Annotated in this window: 13 protein-coding genes; all 13 read right to left on the reverse strand. The window is 39.9% G+C overall.

The window, feature by feature from the left end; translation table 11 throughout:
• The 13 genes from uup to nhaC all read right to left on the reverse strand — a co-directional run bounded on the left by uup (window position 1) and on the right by nhaC (window position 22,724).
• On the reverse strand, window positions 1-1,914 hold the full coding sequence (uup, locus tag PISS_RS08145) for an ATP-binding cassette ATPase Uup (protein WP_058154687.1): 1,914 nt from the start codon (window positions 1,912-1,914) through the stop codon (window positions 1-3).
• 15 nt (window positions 1,915-1,929) lie between these two features.
• Complete coding sequence (locus tag PISS_RS08150; protein WP_016900376.1) at window positions 1,930-2,169, reverse strand: glutaredoxin family protein; 240 nt, start codon at window positions 2,167-2,169, stop codon at window positions 1,930-1,932.
• A complete protein-coding gene (gene rlmKL, locus PISS_RS08155) occupies window positions 2,162-4,279 on the reverse strand; it encodes a bifunctional 23S rRNA (guanine(2069)-N(7))-methyltransferase RlmK/23S rRNA (guanine(2445)-N(2))-methyltransferase RlmL (protein WP_024603050.1) in 2,118 nt (705 codons plus the stop codon). Before rlmKL ends, PISS_RS08150 begins: the two co-directional genes overlap by 8 nt.
• 90 nt (window positions 4,280-4,369) lie before the next feature.
• Window positions 4,370-4,900: a cell division protein ZapC gene (locus PISS_RS08160; RefSeq protein WP_036954637.1), complete on the reverse strand. Its 531-nt coding sequence runs from the start codon at window positions 4,898-4,900 to the stop codon at window positions 4,370-4,372.
• A gap of 131 nt (window positions 4,901-5,031) precedes the next feature.
• The gene (gene pyrD / locus PISS_RS08165) at window positions 5,032-6,042 is read right to left on the reverse strand and encodes a quinone-dependent dihydroorotate dehydrogenase (RefSeq protein WP_036954635.1); all 1,011 of its coding nucleotides are present in this window, start codon (window positions 6,040-6,042) and stop codon (window positions 5,032-5,034) included.
• Between the two features lie 106 nt (window positions 6,043-6,148).
• Entirely contained in the window at window positions 6,149-10,990 is a 4,842-nt protein-coding gene (locus PISS_RS08170) for an NAD-glutamate dehydrogenase (protein ID WP_036954632.1), read from the reverse strand.
• A 210-nt stretch (window positions 10,991-11,200) separates the two neighbouring features.
• On the reverse strand, window positions 11,201-13,522 hold the full coding sequence (locus PISS_RS08175; RefSeq protein WP_058154688.1) for an efflux RND transporter permease subunit: 2,322 nt from the start codon (window positions 13,520-13,522) through the stop codon (window positions 11,201-11,203).
• Window positions 13,522-14,517, reverse strand: coding sequence for a WD40/YVTN/BNR-like repeat-containing protein (locus tag PISS_RS08180; RefSeq protein WP_058154690.1), 996 nt, complete (start codon window positions 14,515-14,517; stop codon window positions 13,522-13,524). The genes PISS_RS08175 and PISS_RS08180 overlap by 1 nt, the downstream gene beginning before the upstream one ends.
• A 124-nt stretch (window positions 14,518-14,641) precedes the next feature.
• Window positions 14,642-16,006: a DUF1329 domain-containing protein gene (locus tag PISS_RS08185; RefSeq protein WP_058154691.1), complete on the reverse strand. Its 1,365-nt coding sequence runs from the start codon at window positions 16,004-16,006 to the stop codon at window positions 14,642-14,644.
• Between the two features lie 13 nt (window positions 16,007-16,019).
• A complete protein-coding gene (locus PISS_RS08190) occupies window positions 16,020-18,116 on the reverse strand; it encodes a DUF1302 domain-containing protein (RefSeq protein WP_096038460.1) in 2,097 nt (698 codons plus the stop codon).
• A gap of 253 nt (window positions 18,117-18,369) precedes the next feature.
• Window positions 18,370-18,591: a DUF2835 family protein gene (locus tag PISS_RS08195; RefSeq protein ID WP_016900377.1), complete on the reverse strand. Its 222-nt coding sequence runs from the start codon at window positions 18,589-18,591 to the stop codon at window positions 18,370-18,372.
• Window positions 18,592-18,594: 3 nt separating this feature from the next.
• Window positions 18,595-21,189, reverse strand: a complete 2,595-nt coding sequence (gene pepN / locus PISS_RS08200) for an aminopeptidase N (RefSeq protein ID WP_058154693.1) — start codon at window positions 21,187-21,189, stop codon at window positions 18,595-18,597.
• A gap of 50 nt (window positions 21,190-21,239) precedes the next feature.
• Window positions 21,240-22,724, reverse strand: coding sequence for a Na+/H+ antiporter NhaC (gene nhaC, locus PISS_RS08205; RefSeq protein ID WP_016900378.1), 1,485 nt, complete (start codon window positions 22,722-22,724; stop codon window positions 21,240-21,242).
• Between the last annotated feature and the right edge of the window lie 101 nt (window positions 22,725-22,825).

The following is a 22,825-nucleotide window of genomic DNA, read 5'->3' on the forward strand; positions in this document are numbered from 1 at the left end:
CTACTGATTCTTTAATTCTTCAAGTTCTTCCCAACGCTCAAAAGCGGCTTCAAGGTCAGACTCGAGTTGGGCTAAATGGTTCAATTCCTTAGCTGTTACATCACTGTCTTGCTTGAAAAAGTCTTCGTGACTTACTCGTTCTTGTTGTTTTTCAAGCTCAGCTTCAAGTTGTTCCATTTTATTAGGTAGTTGCTCTAGTTCAAGTTTTAATTTGTAAGAGAGTTTATTTGCTTTGTTATTACTTTTAACGGGTGCCGGCTCTGGTTTTTCAACCTTTTTAACTGGCTGCTGTTGCTGCTTCTTTTCTTGCTCTGCTAAATAGTTGGTATAGGCTTCATAATCGCTGTAGCCGCCAACGATATCTGTTACCTTGCCGTTACCCTCAAAGGCCCATACACTCGAACACGTATTATCAATAAACTCTCGGTCATGGCTAACAATCAGCACAGTACCTTGGTATTGATTGATGATATCTTCTAGTAGCTCTAACGTTTCTATGTCTAAGTCGTTGGTAGGCTCATCAAGTACCAATATATTTGATGGCTTTAAGAACAACTTAGCCAGAAGTAATCTATTTTTTTCACCACCTGAGAGCGCTTTTACGGGGGTGCGAGCACGTGCTGGCGGGAACAAAAAGTCTTGTAAATAACCTAATACATGACGAGAACGCCCGCCCATCATGACCTCTTGCTTACCCTCAGCTACGTTGTCCTGAACGGTCGCTTCTTCATTAAGCTTTTCACGGTACTGATCAAAATACGCAAACTCTAAATTAACACCTTGCTTTATTTCGCCACTGTCTGCTTTTAAATCTCCGAATAGAAGCTTTAATAAGGTCGTTTTACCAATACCATTAGGGCCGACTAATCCAATACGATCACCACGCATAACCAAAGTAGAGAAGTCATCAGCAATGATTTTATCTTTAAATGCATGGTTTAAGTGTTTCGCTTCAAACACTAATTTACCTGAACGATCAGCCGTTTCAATATTGAAATCGGTTTTGCCTACTTGATCAACGCGTTTTTTACGCTCATTACGTAATTGTTTAAGCTCACGAACTCGCCCTTCGTTACGCGTACGACGCGCTTTAACACCTTGGCGGATCCACGCTTCTTCTTCTGCTAAACGCTTATCGAACAATGCATTTTGCGTTTCTTCCACTTTTAAATCATGCGCTTTTTGTTCTAAGTAAGTGGCATAATCACCTGGATAAGAAATTAGTTTACCGCGATCTAAATCTAAAATACGTGTTGCAACGGCGCGAATAAAAGCACGGTCATGCGATATAAATACAATCCCGCCTTTAAACTCTTTTAAAAATTGCTCTAACCACATTACACTTGTCATATCTAAGTGGTTGGTAGGCTCATCGAGTAATAATAAATCAGGCTCGCTCACTAGCGCACGCGCAAGTGCAACTTTACGTAACCAACCACCAGAAAGTGATTCTAGTTTTGCATCGGGGGTTAATTCTAGTTGGGTTAAAACCAGTTGAATACGGCTATCAAAACGCCAGCCATCAGCTGCTTCTAACTTATTTGATAAGCGCTCTAGTTTGTTGAGTAACTGATCAGTACAATCTGTTTGCAATTGTGTACTTACATGATGAAAATCAATCAGTAAGTTAGCAATTTCAGGCATACCTTGGGCAACATAATCAAATACAGTGCCGCTTGCCCCTTTAGGCGGATCTTGTTCTAAACGCGATATTTTTAAACTACCGACTTGGTTTATTTCGCCGTCATCGAGTATTACTTGGCCATCTAAGACTTTTAGAAGCGTTGATTTTCCTGCACCGTTACGCCCTACAATACACACACGTTCGCCGCTTTCTATAACCGCATCGGCATTATCTAATAATGGGTGCGTCCCGTAGGCTAATTGTGCTTTTGAAATTCTAATTAAATCCATAATTAATCTTTACTCTTATTCTGCTTGCGCTAAAAACTGCTGCGCCTGAGGTGCAGTAAACGGCCAAAACAATTGCTGGCCTTGTTGATTTTTTAAAACCGGAATACTGATTTGATACTCTAAAATTAATGAGTCATCGCTCATAATATCAATAAGTTGTAATTCATCAGCTGATGAAAGTAACGGTTTTAACAGTTGCTCAGCTTGCTCACACAAGTGGCAACCGTCTGTGTGATATAAAACCCACTTAGCCATGTTTAATTAACCAGCTATTATGAATTTTTTTATTACGTTTAAAATCGGGAGATAAGGTTTTTTCTGAAATATTTTCCGCTTTTAAGCCTAAGCCCATTAACCCTACTTCGTCCATCACAAAGCCGCGTTTATTGTTAGAAAATATAAGCGTACCCGATGGGCTCAATATTTTTTTAACCCAAGTTAACAGCTTAATGTGATCATTTTGTACATCAAACGCATCTTTCATTCGCTTAGAGTTAGAAAATGTTGGAGGGTCTAAAAAGATCAAGTCGTATTGGCCTTGTGCATGCTCTAACCATTTTAAACAGTCTGCTTGCTCAAACCGATAACGCGTATTGCTAATATCGTTAAGCGCAAAGTTATCTTGCCCCCATTTTAGGTAGGTTTTAGATAAATCAACGGTAGTAATCGCTTTTGCACCGCCTAATGCAGCATGAACCGACGCTGTTCCCGTGTAGGCAAACAGATTTAAAAAGCGCTTATCTTTTGCATTTTCTTGAATGTAACGACGCGCAAGACGGTGATCTAAAAATAGTCCGGTGTCTAAGTAATCAAATAAGTTAACTTTAAACTTAGCACCAAACTCCTCTACCACCATGGTTCTGTTTTGCTTAGCCATCGGGGTATATTGTTCTTCACCTTTTTGCTTTTTACGTACTTTTACCGCAATGTTTTCAGGTGCAATATCCAGTTGTTGCGCTGTTAAGCTAATAACATCTTGCAAGCGTTTTTCTGAGGTTTTTTCATCAATTTCTTTTGGTGCTGCGTATTCAAAAATAACCGCTGAATCACCATAAATATCAACCGCAACGTTATATTCAGGAATATCTGCATCATACACGCGATAGGCGTGTACTTGATTTTGCTTAAGCCAATTTTTTAAGCCTTGCTTATTCTTTTTCAAGCGATTAGCAAAAGCCATTGAGCCTTCAAAGTTTAAAGCCGGTTTATCATCCGTGGTAAGACTCACTTGCTTGTCATCAAGTTGATACAAGTTTAATTCAACATCAAGTGGGCCATTTTTAAATTTATAACGTTTTTGCTTAACCAATTTAAGCAGTTTAAACAAGCTTTCATCCATGCCTAATAAAGCTAGTTTCCAGTGGTTGAAGTGTTTTTTAAAGCCAACACCTAAACTGCGATGTAAGTTAACCAGCTCAGCCATAGAGCCAATTCGCTCACCATAAGGTAAATTAGAAATAACAACACCCGGCAATTTAGCAACCGCAGTCAATTTAGTTGCATCGCTTTGTTTAAACTTAATTACCGTATCAAGTTCTGCGCGCTGCGCATTGGCAATGGCTTTATCAAGGACATTTGCGTCGTAATCATGGCCAATCAACCACAATTTAGGGTCGGTAATATTTGCTAAAAGCTGCTCTTTTAGTTCTTTAAATTTTGCCACTCTAAAGCTAGGTAAACGTTCAAACGCAAAGCCTTCACGAAATAGACCTGGCGCTTCATTACGCGCCATTCCAGCGGCTTCAATTAAAATAGTACCAGCACCACAACAGGGATCAAATAAAGGCTGGTTAACATTTTCAAGCCAGCCACTGCGTTTAATAATTGCTGCAGCTAAATGTTCTTTAATTGGTGCTTTACCTTGACCTTGACGGTAACCACGCTCTGATAAACGCGGGCCTGAATAATCAATATAAAGTGAAACACCATGGCGATTTAAACGTGCAACCACTCGTACATTCGCATCTTGCTTATCAACATTTGGGCGCTGTTCATACAGATCATTAAAATAATCAACAATCGCATCTTTAATCACTAACCCTGAAAACTGGGTATTTTTAAGCGAGTCGTTTGTGCCATTAAAGTCAACAGCAAAGGTTTGCGTAGGCCCAAACCACTCTTGCCAAGGTTGTAAGCGTGCAAATTTATACAAGCTGTCTTTGTCATTTACGCCTTCTTTTTCTTCAATAAGCATAAGTACACGCGTAGCAAAGCGTGTTGATAAACACACCTTTTGCGCTAGCAATGAGTCAGCCTCAAAGCGAACAGAACCCACAGTTTGTTTTGACACCGTAGCGCCAAGCTCTGTAAGTTCATCAACCAATAAATTTTCGATTCCGATAGAAGTAAGTGCGATAAATTGCAAAGTAAAAACCCTTAATAGCTAATTGCGCGGGATTATAACATAGGTTTGCGTACAAATACGCCATAAACACGGTGGGAAAACTAAATTAGATTAAGCGGTTTGACTATCGTACTGTGAGATAATAAGCGGGTGAACACGGTTGTTTAATACGCGGATCACTTCAAACTGTGAGAGTGATAAATTATCGTCAAGCGCAAAGGTTTCGCTTAAATTAATACACACAGAAGCATCAGGGCAATGCTCCACAATTAAAAACTCGCCAGTTTGAGATTCAGAGCTCAAGTTGATAACGGCTTCAGTACTAGGTGTTGTACCCGTGTAAGTTTTAAAAAACCAACTTTTAGCTAAAACGGGCTTTAATTGAAACTTAACCGCGGTGGCATTGAGCGCTATTTGACATAATTGCGCAGGATTCCATAAGTTAAACTGCTCGAGGTAATAATATACCTGCTCATAAAAAGCGGCGTCTTCTAAACTAAAGTAAGGGTTTTTAAAGGTGCAATCTGTTAATTGCCTTAGTTTATAAGGGGTGCATAGTTGCATATCGTCATTTAAATCAAGCAGTAAGCGGTTTTTTTCAGCACACGCTATCCACTGCCATTGCTTTGACGCTTGTAACATTTGCTCCTCCCTACTTAGTACTTAAAAAAATAAAATAAGACAATAAGCTTAGAGTATAGCTGCTTTTGACCATTTTTAAAACGTCTTTTTAGAACATTTATCGAACGATCAAAAGCTTACATAACTGATCCTTATAAGTCGTTAATGATCGACTTGACCAATTGTGGTCCTTTATAAATAAATCCAGTGTAAACTTGAATCAAATCAGCCCCTGCGTTCATCTTCTCTTTAGCCGATTGAACGTCATCAATACCGCCTACACCAATGATAGGTAATTGATTATTAGTTAAACGTTTTAGTTCAGAAACAATATGAGTTGAACGCTCTCTTACCGGAGCACCCGATAACCCCCCTGCTTCATCAGCATACTGCTGACCTTGCACTAGGCTACGCTCAAGGGTGGTATTTGTGGCAATCACACCATCAATTTTATTCGTTAATAATGATTCGCTCACTTGTTCAATTTGAATAGGATCTAAGTCTGGCGCAATTTTAACCAGCACAGGTACATTTTTATTATGCTTGGCAATTAAATCTAACTGTTCATTTTTTAAACTTTGCAATAGGTCATCTAATGCTGCGCCATATTGTAAGTCACGCAATCCTGGTGTGTTAGGTGATGAAATATTGACGGTTATGTAAGATGCATACTCAAACACTTTTCGCATACAGTGAATGTAATCATCTTTGCCTTGTTCATTCGGCGTATCTTTATTTTTACCAATATTAATACCTAAAATGCCATCATACTTTGCTGCTTTTACGTTATTTACTAGATTATCAACGCCTTTATTATTAAAGCCCATGCGATTAATAATTGCATTCGACTGTGGCAATCTAAACATACGAGGCTTATCGTTACCTGCTTGTGGACGCGGTGTTACTGTGCCTACTTCGACAAAACCAAACCCCATTTGGGCGAATGCATCAATACACTCGGCATTTTTATCAAGACCAGCGGCAAGCCCTACGGGATTTTTAAATTCGAGGCCTAAAAAGTTAACAGGCTTATTTGCCACGCTTTGTGACCACGCGGCACTTAACGGTGTATTAGCAAAGCGACGTAAGTTATTAAGAGCAAAATCATGGGCCCACTCCGCATCACGGGTAAACATAAAACGGCGAGCTAAATCGTAAAACATGAATATAATCCTCTTAAAGTTGTAGACAAAAAAATACCTCAGACAAGGCTGAGGTATTATATAACAAAAAACTGTTTAACGATTAATTTTAATCAGTTGCAGTTTATTACTTTGCAGAGGTATCACAGTTGTGGCCTAGTAACATAAGCTCTCTAAGTGCAACTGAGAATTTTGCAAAGTCATGACTTTGCGATGTTTTAAATTCAGTGAGCATTTGTTTCCAGCGCTGTAACAACAGATCTTGGCTATCCATCCACTGTTCAATTTGGCCATCAACATCACTACTATCACCTTCAAAGCTGTTTAACACTACTTCAGATAATGTACGTTGTTGCCAATCTAACTCTTCACGATATGAAGCACGCGCAAGTGCTTGCCAATGGTTTGAAACAGGTTGATTAGTAATTTGGTCTAAGAACCAATGTAGCCCCATTTGCGCACCAAGTTTGAAGTAAGTGTGCGATACCATATCGATTTTACGATTAGAGTTTTGCGCAATTTGTGTCAAGTCCATTACAGAGAACAAGCTTGATAACGATACAATACGCTGAGCAATCTCAACCGGAACACCGCTTTGCGTTAGCTCTTCACGTGCACTTTCTATACGATCGCTTTCTGCTTTAACAATGTATTTATTTAAGTTTTCACTTAAATCGGCAAATGTTGGTGCAAATGCTTCAATTGATTGCTCAATTGTTTGTGCTTTCGTACGGTGACGTAAGAACCAACGAGTTGCACGACGAACAGTACGACGTAACTGGTACAACATTTCTGTTTGTACGTTAGACGGTATCTTGTTATCTAAGTCACTAATTGATAACCAAGTGTCACGCATTTGGAATATTTCACTTGCGATTGAATAACATAATGCAATCTCAGCTTCGTTTGCACCTGTTTCTTCATTCATACGCACCATAAAGTTTAAGCCCATATCGTTAACAATATTATTTGCTAACTTAGTGGCAATGATCTCTTTGCGTAGTGGGTGATTATTCATAGCATCGTTAAACTTCTCACGTAATGGACGTGGGAATGATTTAACCAATAACTGACGATAGTAAGGGTTTTCGGTAATTTCGTCGGTTACTAATGACTCTTTAAGAACCATTTTCGCATAAGAGACCAACACTGAAAGCTCAGGACGTGTTAAATCTCTGCCTGCGGCAGCACGCTCTGCTAACTCCTCATCCGTCGGAATAAACTCAATCGCACGGTCTAACTTGCCCTCTTTTTCAAGCGCATGAATAAAACGAATTTTTTCTTTAAGCGTTGAGGTCCCTTTCGATTGGGTAATCGATAAAGTGTGTGTTTGACGATAACAGTCTTTAAGCACTAATTCAGATACTTCGTCGGTCATTGAGTAAAGTAACTCATCACGTTGCTTACGTGTTAAATCACCTTCGGCAACTAAACCATTAAGTAAGATTTTAATGTTTACTTCGTTATCTGAACACGCAACACCGCCTACGTTATCGATAAAATCAGTATTTACACGGCCACCTTTAGCAGCAAATTCAATACGACCTAACTGGGTTGCCCCTAAGTTACCGCCTTCGCCAAAGACTTTAGCACCAAGGTCTTTACCATTAATGCGCAGTGCATCGTTTGCACGGTCCCCTACATCCGCATCTGTTTCTTTAGAGTGCTTAATGTATGTACCAATACCGCCATTCCACAATAAATCGAACTCCATCATAAGTGAGGCTTTGATCAATTCATTAGGCGTCATGCTGGCTTTTTTAGTGCCCAACATTTTTTTCATTTCTGGGCTTAGCGTAATCGACTTGGCTGCACGAGAGAACACACCACCGCCGCTTGAAATTAACTCTTTGTTGTAATCTTCCCATGATGAACGTGGCAAATTAAATAAACGCTCGCGCTCTGGGTAAGAAGCAGCTGCATCGGGGTTTGGATCCACAAAAATATGTAAGTGGTTAAACGCCACTTGCAAACGAATGTGCTTTGATAACAACATACCATTACCAAATACATCACCGGCCATGTCACCAATGGCAACGGCAGTAAAGTCTGTGGTTTGACAGTTAATATCCATTTCACGGAAATGACGCTTAACAGACTCCCATGCACCACGCGCAGTAATACCCATTTTCTTATGGTCGTAACCTACTGAACCACCTGATGCAAACGCATCACCCAGCCAGAAGTTATATTCGATTGCGATACCGTTCGCGATATCAGAGAAAGTCGCAGTTCCCTTGTCCGCTGCAACCACTAGGTACGCATCGTCTTCATCATGACGAGTAACATCAACAGCAGGTACAACTTCGCCGCGCTCAATATTATCTGTGATATCTAATAAGCCACGAATGAAGATTTTGTAACATTCTTGGCCTTCTTTGATAAACGCTTCGCGCTCACTAGGTAGTTGTTTACATACAAAGCCACCTTTTGAACCAACCGGTACAATTACGGTATTTTTAACCTGCTGCGCTTTTACCAAGCCCAAAACTTCAGTACGGAAGTCTTCACGACGGTCTGACCAACGAAGGCCGCCACGCGCAACTTTACCAAAGCGTAAATGCACACCTTCAACACGCGGCGAGTAAACGAAAATCTCAAACGCAGGAACAGGCAGTGGTACTTCTGGAATTAAACTTGGTTGAATTTTAAGTGAAATGTATGACTTAAACTTACCTTCAGCATCTTTTTGGAAGTAGTTTGTACGCAGCGTTGCAACAATCATATCAACGTATAAACGGATAATACGGTCATCATCAAGATTCGCTACGTTTTCTAACTCTGCATAAATTTCTAAGCCTAGTTTTTCAAGTGTTTTAGCACTTGCAGGACTTTTAACTGAGAATTTTTTAGCAAATAAATTAACGATTTTAGCCGCGATGTGTGGGTAATTAGCAAAGGTGCTTTCGATGTACGTTTGCGAGAAAGTAACCCCAATTTGGCGCATGTATTTAGCGTACGCACGTAAAATTGATGCTTCGCGACCGGTTAACCCACCCATTAACACTAAACGGTTAAAACCATCGTTTTCTAAACGATTTGCCCACACACTGGTTAGTGCGGCACGAAAACGTGCGGAAATTTTATCAAAATCGGCCATCCCTTTGCTATCAATCAGCATTGAGAAGTCCATGATCCAATTAATGCCACCATCACTGGTTTTAACTGAGTAAGGTGTTTCACCTACAACACGTAAACCAAAGTTTTCCAGCATTGGCATCACATCTGATAAGTGAATTGGCTCATCTTTGTGGAATAAGCTTAAACGAACAATATTGCTGCTCGCCTCTTCTTGTGGACGATAAAACAACATCTCAAGTTTGTTGTCATCGTTTAGCATTTCTAGCTTTTCAATATCAACAACAGCGGCACTTGGTAATACTTCTTCTTTGTATGAACGTGCAAAAGCGTTGCAGTATTTACGGTTTAATTCGTTACCACGTGCTTCACCAGCAGATTCGAGTAAGGCTGATTGGAGTTTATCTTCCCAGGTACGAGCGGCTTCAATTAGATTATTTTCTATGTCTTTCACGTTATATTCAATATTGTTATCGGTCACACGAACGGTGTAATGAGTACGCGCCAGTGTTGACTCTGAGAAATAGGTAGTAAATTCGACTTTAACGTCAGAATTAAATGCATTCGCTAAAATAGCCTGCGTTTCGCGGCGCAGCGCCGTGTTATAACGTTCACGTGGTACATACACCATACAAGATAGGAAGCGACCGTATGCATCTTTGCGAACAAATAAACGACACATATCGCGTTCTTGAATTTGTAACACGCCCATAGCAACTTCAAGTAGCTCATGTTCGCGAGCTTGCACTAATTCGTCACGTGGGTAGGTTTCTAAGATGTTTAATACCGCTTTGTATGCATGTGTACCCTTAGCAAAATCACACATATCCATAATGCGATTAATCTTGCTTTTAAGAACCGGGACATCAGCAGCGCTGTTGTTATAAAAGTTAGATGAGAATAAACCTATAAAACGGTCTTCACCAATCACATTACCTTTGTCATCAAAACGCTTAACACCCACATAATCAATATAGGCTGGGCGATGAACTCGAGATAATGAATTGGTTTTTGTTAAAATTAATAAGTTACTACTACGTGCTTCTTGACGAGCCACTTCAGGTAACTCAGAAAGCAAACGTGTATGCTCAGCATCTGAGTTTTTCATTAACCCTAAGCTGGTATCCATTTTACCTTTTAATTGATAATCACCTTGGACTGGCGAAAGCTCATATTGGCGGTAACCCATTAATGTAAAGTTGTCTTTTACTAGCCAATCTAAGAACTCAACGGTTTCATTTATTTCGTTATCATTTTTATCTTTGTGGCTTTTAGGTAAGCTTTTACTAACTGCGATTAGTTTTTCGCGAATAGGCTGCCAATCTTCAACCGCAACCGATACATCAACGAGTACAGATTCAAGTTCTTTTTTGAAAGACTCAATAACAGTAGCATCTGTTTGACGGTCAATTTCTATGAAGAATACTGTTTTTGTTGATGTTGATTCTTGCTCTGCTTTTAAGCTTGATAACCCTGATATTTTATCGTTTTTATCACGTTGAATTTTCAGTGGGCTATGTAGAAGTAAGTGAGAGGCAATGTTTTCTCGTGTCATGGCCATACGCACAGAGTCAACTAAAAATGGCATATCTTTAGCAATGATCTCTACAATGGTATGCGATGACTGCCAGCCATCTTTTGCCACTTCAGGGTTGAAAACGCGAATAACTGCGTCATCTGATGTATTTTTTTCTAGCGAATTCCAAAGGCTAAGTGCAGCACCATATAAGTCACTGTCGTTGCGATTTGCCAAATCCTCTTTAGACATATTGCTGTACAAGGCTTTGGCGAATTTCTCAACGAGTAACACATTATCAGCGCGAACTTTTTTCTGGATAAGCTTACAGACGTTATCTAAAATAACCGAGGCTTGGCCTTCATTTCGTGTCATTGTATGTTCCTTAATCTATCACTGCTAGTTTAGCAGAGTATTTGTACAGCCATTTATTAGCGTGGAGTCAGTTAAATTCTAACCCTTTTGAAACTAATAAACAGCCTTTTCGATGAAAACATTTTAAGCATTTCAGCTATTTGGTCATCTATTCACAAAATATAGATATAAATGGCCATTACTGGCCATTTTGGAGCAAATTTATTCACCTTATTTTTTCTGGTCAGTCCAGAGCAAGCTGCCAATTGCAGGTAAAAGTAACACTGCGCCCAACATATTTACTAAAAACATGAAGGTAAGCAGAATTCCCATATCAACTTGGAACTTCAAATCAGAAAAAATCCACGTACTTACACCAATCGCTAATGTAATACCGGTAAATAACACCGCACTACCACGTTCAACTAATGCATTACGATAAGCAATACTCAATGGTACGTTTTGTTTTAACTGCCCCATCATCGATGACAAAATATAAATACCATAATCAACACCAATACCTACACCCAGAGCAATCACTGGTAACGTTGAAACAGTCAGACCAATCTCAAGCTGTACCATCAGTGCTTGTGCAAGGGTTGATACTATGTACAAGGGTAATACCACCGCAATTGTTGCTTTTACACTCTTAAAACTAAGTAAGCATAAAATAATAACCGCACCGTATACATACAACATCATAGGTATTTGCGCTGCTGAAACAGACTCATTCGTTGCAGCCATAACACCAACTGGCCCTGACGCTAATTTAAAGGCAAGTTTATCTGTGCCCTCTTCATCGGCAAATTGTTTTACTTTTGCAATCACGTTATCAATTGTTTGTGCTTTGTGATCGTCTAAAAATATAATCACCGGCATTACCGAACAATCACCGTTTAATAACCCTGTACTGGTTTCTACACGTGACGTTGATTGCACTAAACTGGCAGAATTGCGCGGCAAACTTTGCCACTTTAAATTGCCCTCGTTGTAACCGGCATTGACCGATTGTGCCACTGAACTCAGGCTCACTGCTGACTGCACGCCCGCTAAGTTTTCAACTTTATATTGAAAACGCGATATACGTTCCATTACATCGTGCTCTGTACAGGCCGCAGGGTATGCTTCCACAATCACTTTTAAAATGTCAGACGAAATGGTGTATTTGTCCGATATTAAAAAGGTATCTTGGTTGTAACGTGCATCTTGGTGCAACGATGGCGCACCTGCGTGTAAATCACCTATACGCATTTTATCTGCTTGCCAATAACCCAATGCAAATAAAACCAAGGTAAAACCTATGATCATTTTTGCTGTTTTAGGGTCAGTTGCTTTAACTAATAAATCGCGCATTGCATCGAGTATATTCGGTTTGTTGGCATCACCCGATTGAATATGGATGCTGTTTTCAAAACGCATATACGATGCCCATACAGGCAATAAAATAAGATTAGTAAATATAATAACAGCCACCCCTAAACTTGCTGTAATAGCCAGTTCACGAATGATGCCGATATCTATAGTTAAAAGTGTTAAAAAGCCAACCGTATCTGATAACAACGCAATCCCACCTGGCACCAGCAAAGCTCTAAAGCTAGATTGACAACACACTGCGGTCGTTTTGCCCTCAGTGACTTTTTTACCAATGGCGTTGATCATCTGCACACCGTGGCTTACACCAATTGCAAAGACTAAAAAGGGAACTAAAATTGACATAGGATCAAGGCCAAAGCCTAAACTAGACAATAAGCCTAACTGCCAAATAACGGCAATAATAGAACACACAATTGGTAAAATAGTGAGTTTCAAGCTGCCACAAAACAGCCATACCATGACGAATGTAAACGCAATCGCGATGGCAAAAAATAAAACAACCCCTTTTGCACCTTCAGCGATATCGCCAGCCATTTTTGCAAAACCGATAATATGAATACTGATATTATCAGTACTTAAAGGTTCACGAATCTCGGTTTCTAATTTTTTTGCAAACGCGAGGGTGTCTAATTTTTCTTGTGTTTGCGGATCAGTCTCTAACAGTTGGGCGGTGACCATGGCACACGAATAATCGCTTGCTATCATACGACCAACTACTTTTGCCTTTTCAATGTTTTCTTTTACAACGCCTAACCCTTGCTTGTCTGCTTTAAAGTTAGCTGGAATGATAGGGCCACCAGCAAAGCCGTCTTCAACGACTTCAACAAAACGAGCACTGGGTGAAAAGATAGAATTTACTAAAGGACGATTTACCCCAGGAATAAAATAAAGCTGATCGTGCACTGCTTTTAATTGAGTAAAAAATTCAGGATTGAAAATATCTCCGCTGTCGTCACATACAGAAATTAAAATACTATTTGCACCACCGAACTGTTTCTCATGTTTAGTGTATACCTTCATGTATTCATGATTGAGCGGGATATTTTTATTAAATGACGCATCAAGCTGAATCTGTGTTGCTTTAAAAACCAACAAACAGGTAATTAGCACAAAACTTATGAGTACTACTGTGCGGTGCCTAAAAATCGCTTTTTCTAAGAAATCTAAAATTGCTTGCATTAAGGGGTCAACTCCTTCACTTTAATGCCATTTTCTGTCGCCATAATAAGTCTATCTTTAACAATTACACCATCAAGTATTGCTTTACCATCGGCCAATTGCTCGTATGACAGCTCATCATCTTTTAGATGAAAAATAACACCGCTATTAGCCAGTAATAGCCATTGTTTATTGTTGTAGTTGATAATGCTATTAATAGTGGCGGTTTTGTCATTTTCTAAATGCTGCCATTGTCCACTGTCGGTTTTATTTACGAAAATATTACCGCGTAGCCCCGCGACGATTTGTTGCGATGAATCAGAAGCAAAACCAAAAAACGAGCCAGGGTAAATTTCATCTATCCGTTGCCAAGTTTGGCCATCGTCATCACTTTTTGCCATTAAGCCCATCTCTCCCACTAGCATTAAACCCGTGCTAGTCGGTTCTATGCGGTTAAAATGTGGCAAAATAGACGAAGTTTCTATTTCATACCCTTCGGGATCGGTTTCTTTTAAATCGTTTAAGTACGCTCTATCTTCACTAGATAACAGTGAATCTAAAAACCGTTTTTGCCAATGTTCGCCGCCATCACTGGTTTGATAAAACATACCGTAGGCGCCCACGGCATAACCATGTAAATCGTCTTTAAAATAAATATCTAAACAGGGTTTATCAAGTAAGGGCTTTGCTTGTTGTAACTGCCAGTTTTCACCACCGTCGGTGGTATTTATAATTGTGGCGTCATGTCCACATGCCCAGCCGTGAGAATCATTAGTAAATTCAACCGCCGTTAGTAATACTTGTGTAGGCACTGATTGTGCTTGTTGCCAATTGTTACCATCAACACTTTTAATTACCGTACCGTGTTTACCCACAGCAATGAGCCCTGCTGAGGTTTGTGTGATATCGGTAAGGAGTGTTTTATCTGCATTAATCGCGCTAATCGCACTTAAAGGTGCGTCTTGTGCAAAACTCGCACCGCTTAGGATCAGGCTGGCATAAACCAAATACTTCATAAATTAAATTCGCCTTGAACTGAGGATTTGTTTGTCTGTTATAAAGAGGAAAACCTGTGCGTTAATAGACAAACGCGATGTGAAAGAAAAAAGGCACCTAGGAAACTAGGTGCCTGCTTTTATACTATCTGCCAGCGCGACGTAAAGCGCTCGATGTGAACTCATTATCATTAAATGACTGAGAAAAATCATACATCTTTTCTTGGTTATCTAAACCAATGGCTAAGTAGCGACGTGAGTTAAGGTCGTGGTAAACCTCAAGCGTACTCCACTGAGTCGGTACTTCGTAGTAGTTAAGGCCATAAGCCATTGCTACACGATACAGTTGGTCGCGATTATCGTAGATATCGGTAACATGTACTTGCCAGCTGTCTTCATCAATGTAGAACACACGTTTTTTATAAATATGGCGCGTGTCATCTTTTAAGTTTGCTTCAACAACCCACACACGGTGTTTTTCATAACGTGTATGCTCTGGGTTGATGTGGCCCGGCTTTAAAATATCATCATAGGTTAGCTTATCACTATGAAGCTTGTAGCTATTGTATGGGATGTAAAGCTCTTGCTTGCCTTTTAGCGTCCAGTTATAACGATTTGGTGAGCCGTTAAACATGTCAAAATCATCGGTAGTACGTAAGCTATCTGCTGCTGTACCCGGAGCATCATACGCTACATTAGGTGCACGACGAACACGACGCTGACCTGAATTATACGTCCACGCTTGACGTGGTGTTAATATTTGATCCATGGTTTCATGTACTAACAATGCCGTACCTGCCAAACGTGCTGGCTCTGTCACTTGCTGTTTAAACTTAAACAAAATATTAGAGTCTTGTAGTTCAGCCGGCGTTGCACTTGGATCAGAATATTTAACTAATAGTTGCTCATCAAAGCCAACATAGTTGTACGACCCCGATGCTGTTGGCGCTGCTTGACCACCAAAGCGCTCAATTGATTGACCACGATAGCGAAGTAAATGGTTCCAAATTGCTTCTAAACCTATTTTAGGAATTGGAAATGGAATACCAATTGCTGTGTTCTTAATCCCGTTACCACCTTCAACTAATTCAGCTGTAGTAGCAAATTTCTTTGTCGCATCGTATACAAACTGTGGGTATGACGCTGAACGACGTGTTTTGTAAATAGGCATTTTAAACGTATCTGGGTACGCTTCAAATAATGCTATTTGCCCTGGGCTTAAATTTTCTTTGTACTTATCAATATTGCTTTTATCTATAGTAAACAATACTTCATCAGTTGCGTAAGGGTCTAAGTGGTGCATACCCGGCTCATAACCTGCTGGTGCAGCAGTAATACCGCCGTTCCAAGCTGGGATTGAACCATCTGCATTAGCTGCTTTTTCTGCCCCAATTGGGCTTAGGTCTTTACCTAGACGCGCAGCTTCTTCTGGACTAATTTTAGCCAGTGCTGTGTGACTTGCAAACAAACTACAAAACGCTGTAGCAATGAGGGTAGGTTTTTTAATCATAATAATGTTACCCCTAGATAGAATATTTTAAGTTAAAAGAAACGTAATCTCGGTCAGAGAAAGTGTTGGTGTCGCCACCACCCCAAAATGAGTTGTAACTTACATCTAAAGACCATGCATTTTGGTAATTAAAGCTCATAGTAGCACCTAGTGACTTACGATCTTCAATGAACAAGAACATTGGATCAGGCGTATTACCATTAACATCATGCGAGAACACAAAACGGGGTGAGAAGTTAATACCATTGTAAATATTAAAGTAATCACCTTTGGCAATTAAGCGATAACCCCAAGACGACGCCGTAGCAAACGATTTTTGCTCAGGACCATTTGATAAAGCCATATGCAATGCAGAATAGTCTGAACTACCTGGGCCTTGCATAATACCGCTTCGACCAGTACCAGAAACATTTAAACGCATTTCATCGTATTCAGGCATATTGTTGATGCGAACACCACCAATTTCACCGACAACTGCCCAGCTATCAGCACCTAATGAAGGGCCGAATAAATGCGTTGCCGTAAACTGTAGCTGTGAAGTATTACGTTCAATGTAACCTTTAGCCAGCTCGCCTGGACCTACAACACTTGCAGCATCACCTTTACTCATTTGCGAAATACCCGCAAATTCAGGGCGTAAGCCGGCAATCGCTAATTGCTCAGGCATAGCTGCATAAAGTAATTCTACGTCATCGATTTGCAGTGGTTCGTCTTCACGGAAAGTGAATTCACCTGCAAACGCGGTTTCACCCAGCGAGGTATTAAAACTCAAACCATATAGTTTAATATCTTCAGGGTATTCGTTTGTCGCTTTAGCAAATGCTTTTAAGTCAGAGACGTTATCAGAGGTAATTTCAGTGGTGGCAATCATGGCTAAATCTTGTTGCAATGATGCTTGCGTGAAATTAGATACGCGGCCCGAAATAAGTGGACGGCGGCTGTGATAATTTACATGGTAAAGTGCCACTTCTGTATCGTTCCACTCTGGCAAAAACATACCTAAGCGCAGACCATATTGACCGCCATCATCAGGCTCTGTTTTTCCATCATAGCCTTTACCTTTAAGGGCAACCTTAGTCGGGTACGCTAAGTACATATTGGCCAGTAATTGTTGTCCAGCTGCACTTGATGGATCAATACCTTGGCTCGAAGCCACTTGGCCATAAGTTGCCATCAGGTTATTCAAGTTATCTGTTAAAAACGCTAAGTCAATATCAGGGTTTGAGGTGAAACCAAGCTGTACATTTTGTTGATAACCGTTTTCAGCCGCAAAATCATTGGTAGAAAAATAAGTCCCTGCTGCAGGTAAACGTGTTTCATGCCATTGATACTGATAAAAGCCCTCTAAGGTCATGTTTTCTGTAAGCCCTAATGAGGCCCACAACATACCAACCGGAATAAACGCTTCTTTTAGTTCAGCACCTGGTGCTTTTAATCGGTCAATATCAACCGGATTTACGTTAATACCATGAGAGATTAATGTACTTTCCCCCCAGTTAACCACTTGTTGACCAACTCGAATAGAAAGCGGGTTTTTGCCTTCATTTAAATCAAAGTTTGCCCACACATACGCATCAAGTAAACGAATGTCAGCACAGCTTTGCTCTTTAGTATCATCATCATCACACGGATCTACACCCTGACCAGATGTTGGATTAACGTAGGCACGATCGCCGTCCATTAATTCAAAATCATAAAAATACATAAAACGAGTAAATAAGCCGTAGTTATCTTTACTTATTGATAGGTCATGCGTGCCTTTTAATAGCTTTGAAAAAGTTTCGCCGCTATCAAAGTTTAAATCGCCTGCATCACCATTATTTGAGTAAGAGCCCGGTTGAGCCCAGACATCTTGAGATGAATAAATTGTATTGATTGCTGGGTTATAACCTGTCCAATCAAATGATGGGTTATTACTTTTACCAATGAGGTTAAAGTCACGGTCTTCTACGCGAATACTTTGCCCATAAGAAAAAGTAGAGTCGAAAGCGATATCAAAACCGCCTACCTCAAATGTTGCAGCCTGTGTCTGTGCTGCTGATAAACCGATAGCCGCAGCTGTTAAGCCGAGTACTATTTTATTTTTAACAAAAAGCGATCTTCTTATCATTTTGGTTCCCCCCTGTCGCGGGTATTTTTTGTGTGATCAAGTTATTGTTTTTAGTGTAATCGTAACGATAGAAGCGAATTAAACAAATTACAAATGGTCGCCTTCAATCAGTTATAAGTTTTTTATTTGTTTAACGTTTACGTATTGGTAAGACGTCATACCAGATAATTTATACACGTAAATTAACAATAGAACAAATCGAAATTAACAAAAAGGCAATATTTGTGTATATCTATATCACAAAAAACAACAGCTAGGCTACTCGTTCGAGACGGATGAACTTGTTTTCATTACTTAAAATAAGTCTAAACCGACCACGAATACCTAAACTAGACATGAAGGGCCGAAGATAATGCGCAGCAAAACGAATTGTTTTGCCGCTATCAGCTGTTACTTGAATTGAGCTATACCGGCCATGGTAATAATCCATGCACTCGTTATAGCTCAAATTTATATAAAAATAATGTTCTATCATGATTTATTGTAAAGCTTTTTCAACCTTTTCAAATAAATCATCGCTTAAACCTTCTAAATTCGAAAGGCGCTCTAATTGCGCTTTCATTGCACTGGCACGGGTTTCATCATAGCGGCGCCATGACATAAACGGCGTTAACATACGTGATGCATTTTGCGGGTTAATCGCATTAAGCTTAATTAATAAATCGCCAAGTAATGTATAACCTTGACCATCTAAGCGATGAAATTGTGCGGTATTAAAGTGCGAAAAACTCCCCACTAATGCACGAACTCGATTCGGATTTGAAAAATCAAAACATGGATGTGTATACAAGGCCTTAATTTTCTCAATGGCATCATCAGCGCTATTCATTGCTTGTAAAGCAAACCATTTATCCATTACTAGCACATCATGGCGCCATTGGCTGTCAAAATGCGCAAGTAATTGATTTGATAATGGGTGCGCAGCTTTAACTACACTGCTCAAAGCGCCAAGCACATTAGTCATATTTGTTGATGCTGCTGCCTGCTCAATTAAGCTTACCGCCTTAGCACTGTCTGTTTTTGCTAAATAGTGCAAGCAAAGTTGTTTTAAAGCGCGAATAGCCACCGCTTTGGCACTCACACTACCATCATCGGTGATTGCCTGATAACAACTTAAAAACTCAGTATGTAGTTGTTTGGCAATTTGTTGTTCGAATAGCTCAATATTGGCAATAATGTCATCAACCGGAATAACGTCAAACTCCGCAGCTAAAGTATCAAAACTAGGCAGTTTTAAGAGTTCAGCAATCAGCGCTAAATCACCCTCTCGTTGCGATATTAGCACCCTAAGTGCATCAATAACGGCATCGCTTAGTGGTGCATTACTAGCTGAAATAACGTTTGCCTTGAGTGCATTAATAAACAATTGTTGTTGTGCATCCCAGCGTGAAAAGTCACTGCGTGCAAAACGCATAATATGTAATAAATCAGCTTCAGTGATCTGTTGATTCAAAATACACGGTGCTGAAAAATCTTCTAGCAATACGGCGGTTGGACTGTGTTCAATATTATCAAAATGAAATGTTTGTTTAGCTTGAGTAACATTTAATACGCTATCAACCTTTTTACCTTGGTATTGCAATGCAATACTTTGGCCTTGCTGATCTAAAAGTTCAATCGCAAAAGGAATATGTAACATCGCATTATCAGGCTGATTCAGGGGCGCAAGTTGCTCTATAGTGAGCGTGAAGATTTGTGCACTTTCATCATACGCTTTGGTAACGTTTAAACGTGGTGTCCCACACTGATTATACCAACGCTTAAATTGTGATAAATCAATTGATGATGCATCACTCATTGCCGCAACAAAATCATCGCAGGTAACCGCTTGGCCATCATGACGCTGAAAATACAGTGTCATGCCTTTTTGAAAATTTTCCTCACCCAACAATGTATGCATCATACGAATAACTTCAGCCCCTTTGTCATACACTGTAACGGTGTAAAAGTTATTCATTTCGATGACTTTTTCTGGGCGTATTGGGTGTGCCATTGGGCCGGCATCTTCGCTAAATTGATGAGTGCGCATCACTTTTACCGCGTCAATTCTATTTAGCGCACGAGAGCCTAAATCACTGCTAAACTCTTGATCTCTAAATACCGTTAAACCTTCTTTTAAAGACAGCTGAAACCAATCACGACAAGTTACACGATTTCCGGTCCAGTTATGAAAGTACTCGTGGCCAACAATAGACTCAATGGTGTGGTAATCTTTATCGGTTGCCGTTTCTTGATTTGCCAGCACACATTTGCTGTTGAAAATGTTTAACCCTTTATTTTCCATTGCTCCCATATTGAAGAAATCAACGGCAACAATCATATAAATATCAAGGTCATACTCTAAATTAAAACGTGACTCATCCCAAGCCATCGCTTTTTTAAGCGACGTCATAGCATGCTCTGTTTTAGGTAAGTTCCCTTTATCGACAAATAACGCTAGGGTGACATCCTTACCACTGCGGGTAGTGTATTTCTCGTGTAAAACATCAAAGTCCCCTGCCACTAGAGCAAACAAATAACTCGGCTTTTTGAACGGATCTTGCCATTTTACAAAATGGCGTCCATCTTGCGTTTCACCACTGTCCACTTGGTTACCATTAGAGAGCAAATGCGGAAATGCCGTATCGGCAATAATAGTGACATCAAAAGTTGAAAGTACATCAGGACGATCCATGTAGTAGGTTATTTTTCTAAACCCTTGCGCTTCACATTGAGTACAATAAGCGCCTCCCGATAAGTACAATCCCTCAAGTGATGTGTTTGTTTGCGGTGAAGTTTGCGTCACTATGCTTAACTGACATTCATCAGGCAGATTATTAATGATTAATTGCTGATTTATAATTTTATAATCTGTGAGCTCTGCACCGTCAATCGATAAAGAGATCAAAGTTAAGTCAATGCCATCTAATACCAGAGGGGCATTTGAATCACCCACGCGTTTAAGCGTTAATAAAGCATTTACTTGAGTCGTTAATGGCTGTAAGTCGAAAGTAAGCTCAGTATGCTCGATTGAAAAATCGGGGGCTTTATAGTCTTTTAAATATTCTGCTTGAGGTTTTTGTAGTTCAGTCATGATCACTCCAAAAAAATAGCCCCTTTTAGTGATAAAAGGAGCTACTTAAATTAAGCCGTTTGCTTAGGCTTGATACGCAGTATCTTAATACCTAAGTAAGCATAAATAACGGCTAAGAAAGGATTTATAAGGTTGAAAAATGCATAAAGTGCATAATCAAACGGATTGATTAATAGGACACTTTGCATATACGCACCACAGGTATTCCATGGTATGAGCGGGCTGGTAATTGTGCCACCATCTTCTAGTGTGCGTGACAAATTAACCGGCTTTAACCCGCGCTTTTTATATTCTTCTTTAAACATACGCCCGGGTACAACAATAGCAATATACTGATCGGCTGCGATAATATTGGTACCAATACAGGTAGCAATAGTTGAAGCAATTAATGAACCGGTACTTTTTGCGATTTTAAGAATACTTTTAACAAATATATCAAGTAGACCCGTTTTTTCCATAATCGCACCAAACATAAGTGCCGTCATGATCAACCATGTGGTTGTTAGCATGCCTGACATGCCACCGCCACTGAGCAAAGAGTCCATTTTTTCATCACCGGTACTAATAGTAAAACCGTCAAAAAAGGTGGTCCAAACCAGTTTAAAGTAACCAACAAACTCACCTTGAGTCATATCTATTTGATTAGCAATTAAATCAGATTGAAATAACAATGCCCATACAGCCCCTATTACAGCACCAATAGAAATAGCCGGAAACGCTGGCATTTTTCTTATTGCTAAAACTAGTAACACGATTAAAGGCACCAACATTTCTAAACCAATATTAAAGTTTTGTTGAAGAATTGATGTTATTTCATCAATTTGACCCGACTCGCCTGCCGCGGTGGCATTGAAGCCCATAAATACAAAAATGATTAATGCAATCACAAAGCTTGGAACAGTTGTCCATAACATATGGTGAATGTGTTCAAATAAATCAGCACCAGCAACAGCCGGTGCTAAATTGGTTGTTTCTGACAATGGGCTAAGCTTGTCGCCAAAGTAAGCGCCTGATATAACTGCACCGGCGGTAACTGTCGGCTCTAGGCCAAGTCCAGAAGCAACGCCAAGTAATGCGACACCTATGGTCGCTGCCGTGGTCCACGAACTACCAATACTCATTGCTACAATGCCACAAATTAAACAACTCGCGGCGTAAAACCAGCTAGGGTTGATAATTTGTAAGCCGTAATAAATTAAGGTCGGAACCGTTCCTGATAATAACCAAGTTCCGATAAGTGCCCCTACCATGAGTAAAATTAAAATAGCGCTAAGAGATAAGGTAATTCCCTCAATCATTGCATCTTCTAATTTTTTCCATGTGTAGCCATTTTTTAAACCAATCAGTGCTGCAGCAAAAGTTGCAAACAGTAATGCAATTTGATTCGGGCCTGATGATGAATCATCGCCAAATAAGTACACGGCGGCACCTAACAAACAAATTAATACAGCAATTGGAATGAGTGCATCAAAAAGTGTGGCACTTTTAAGTGGTTTTTCTTCAATGGGCTTCAAAATATAGACTCCTACACACATTCGATGCATGTTGATTATTTTTATTAGCACGTACGCGCATTTATTGAGCAGTGTTGATCTAGCTCAACTTTTGGTAATCCGCGATTATAACAATTTAGCAA

The organism is Pseudoalteromonas issachenkonii (assembly GCF_002310795.1).
Lineage (GTDB): Bacteria > Pseudomonadota > Gammaproteobacteria > Enterobacterales > Alteromonadaceae > Pseudoalteromonas > Pseudoalteromonas tetraodonis.

Excerpts from the sequence above, each read along its gene's own strand:
- uup (WP_058154687.1), bottom strand. The coding sequence starts at position 1,914 with ATGGATTTAATTAGAATTTCAAAAGCACAATTAGCCTACGGGACGCAC.
- PISS_RS08150 (WP_016900376.1), bottom strand. The coding sequence starts at position 2,169 with ATGGCTAAGTGGGTTTTATATCACACAGACGGTTGCCACTTGTGTGAG.
- PISS_RS08160 (WP_036954637.1), bottom strand. The coding sequence starts at position 4,900 with ATGTTACAAGCGTCAAAGCAATGGCAGTGGATAGCGTGTGCTGAAAAA.
- pyrD (WP_036954635.1), bottom strand. The coding sequence starts at position 6,042 with ATGTTTTACGATTTAGCTCGCCGTTTTATGTTTACCCGTGATGCGGAG.
- PISS_RS08170 (WP_036954632.1), bottom strand. The coding sequence starts at position 10,990 with ATGACACGAAATGAAGGCCAAGCCTCGGTTATTTTAGATAACGTCTGT.
- PISS_RS08175 (WP_058154688.1), bottom strand. The coding sequence starts at position 13,522 with ATGCAAGCAATTTTAGATTTCTTAGAAAAAGCGATTTTTAGGCACCGC.
- PISS_RS08180 (WP_058154690.1), bottom strand. The coding sequence starts at position 14,517 with ATGAAGTATTTGGTTTATGCCAGCCTGATCCTAAGCGGTGCGAGTTTT.
- PISS_RS08185 (WP_058154691.1), bottom strand. The coding sequence starts at position 16,006 with ATGATTAAAAAACCTACCCTCATTGCTACAGCGTTTTGTAGTTTGTTT.
- PISS_RS08190 (WP_096038460.1), bottom strand. The coding sequence starts at position 18,116 with ATGATAAGAAGATCGCTTTTTGTTAAAAATAAAATAGTACTCGGCTTA.
- PISS_RS08195 (WP_016900377.1), bottom strand. The coding sequence starts at position 18,591 with ATGATAGAACATTATTTTTATATAAATTTGAGCTATAACGAGTGCATG.
- pepN (WP_058154693.1), bottom strand. The coding sequence starts at position 21,189 with ATGACTGAACTACAAAAACCTCAAGCAGAATATTTAAAAGACTATAAA.
- nhaC (WP_016900378.1), bottom strand. The coding sequence starts at position 22,724 with ATGTGTGTAGGAGTCTATATTTTGAAGCCCATTGAAGAAAAACCACTT.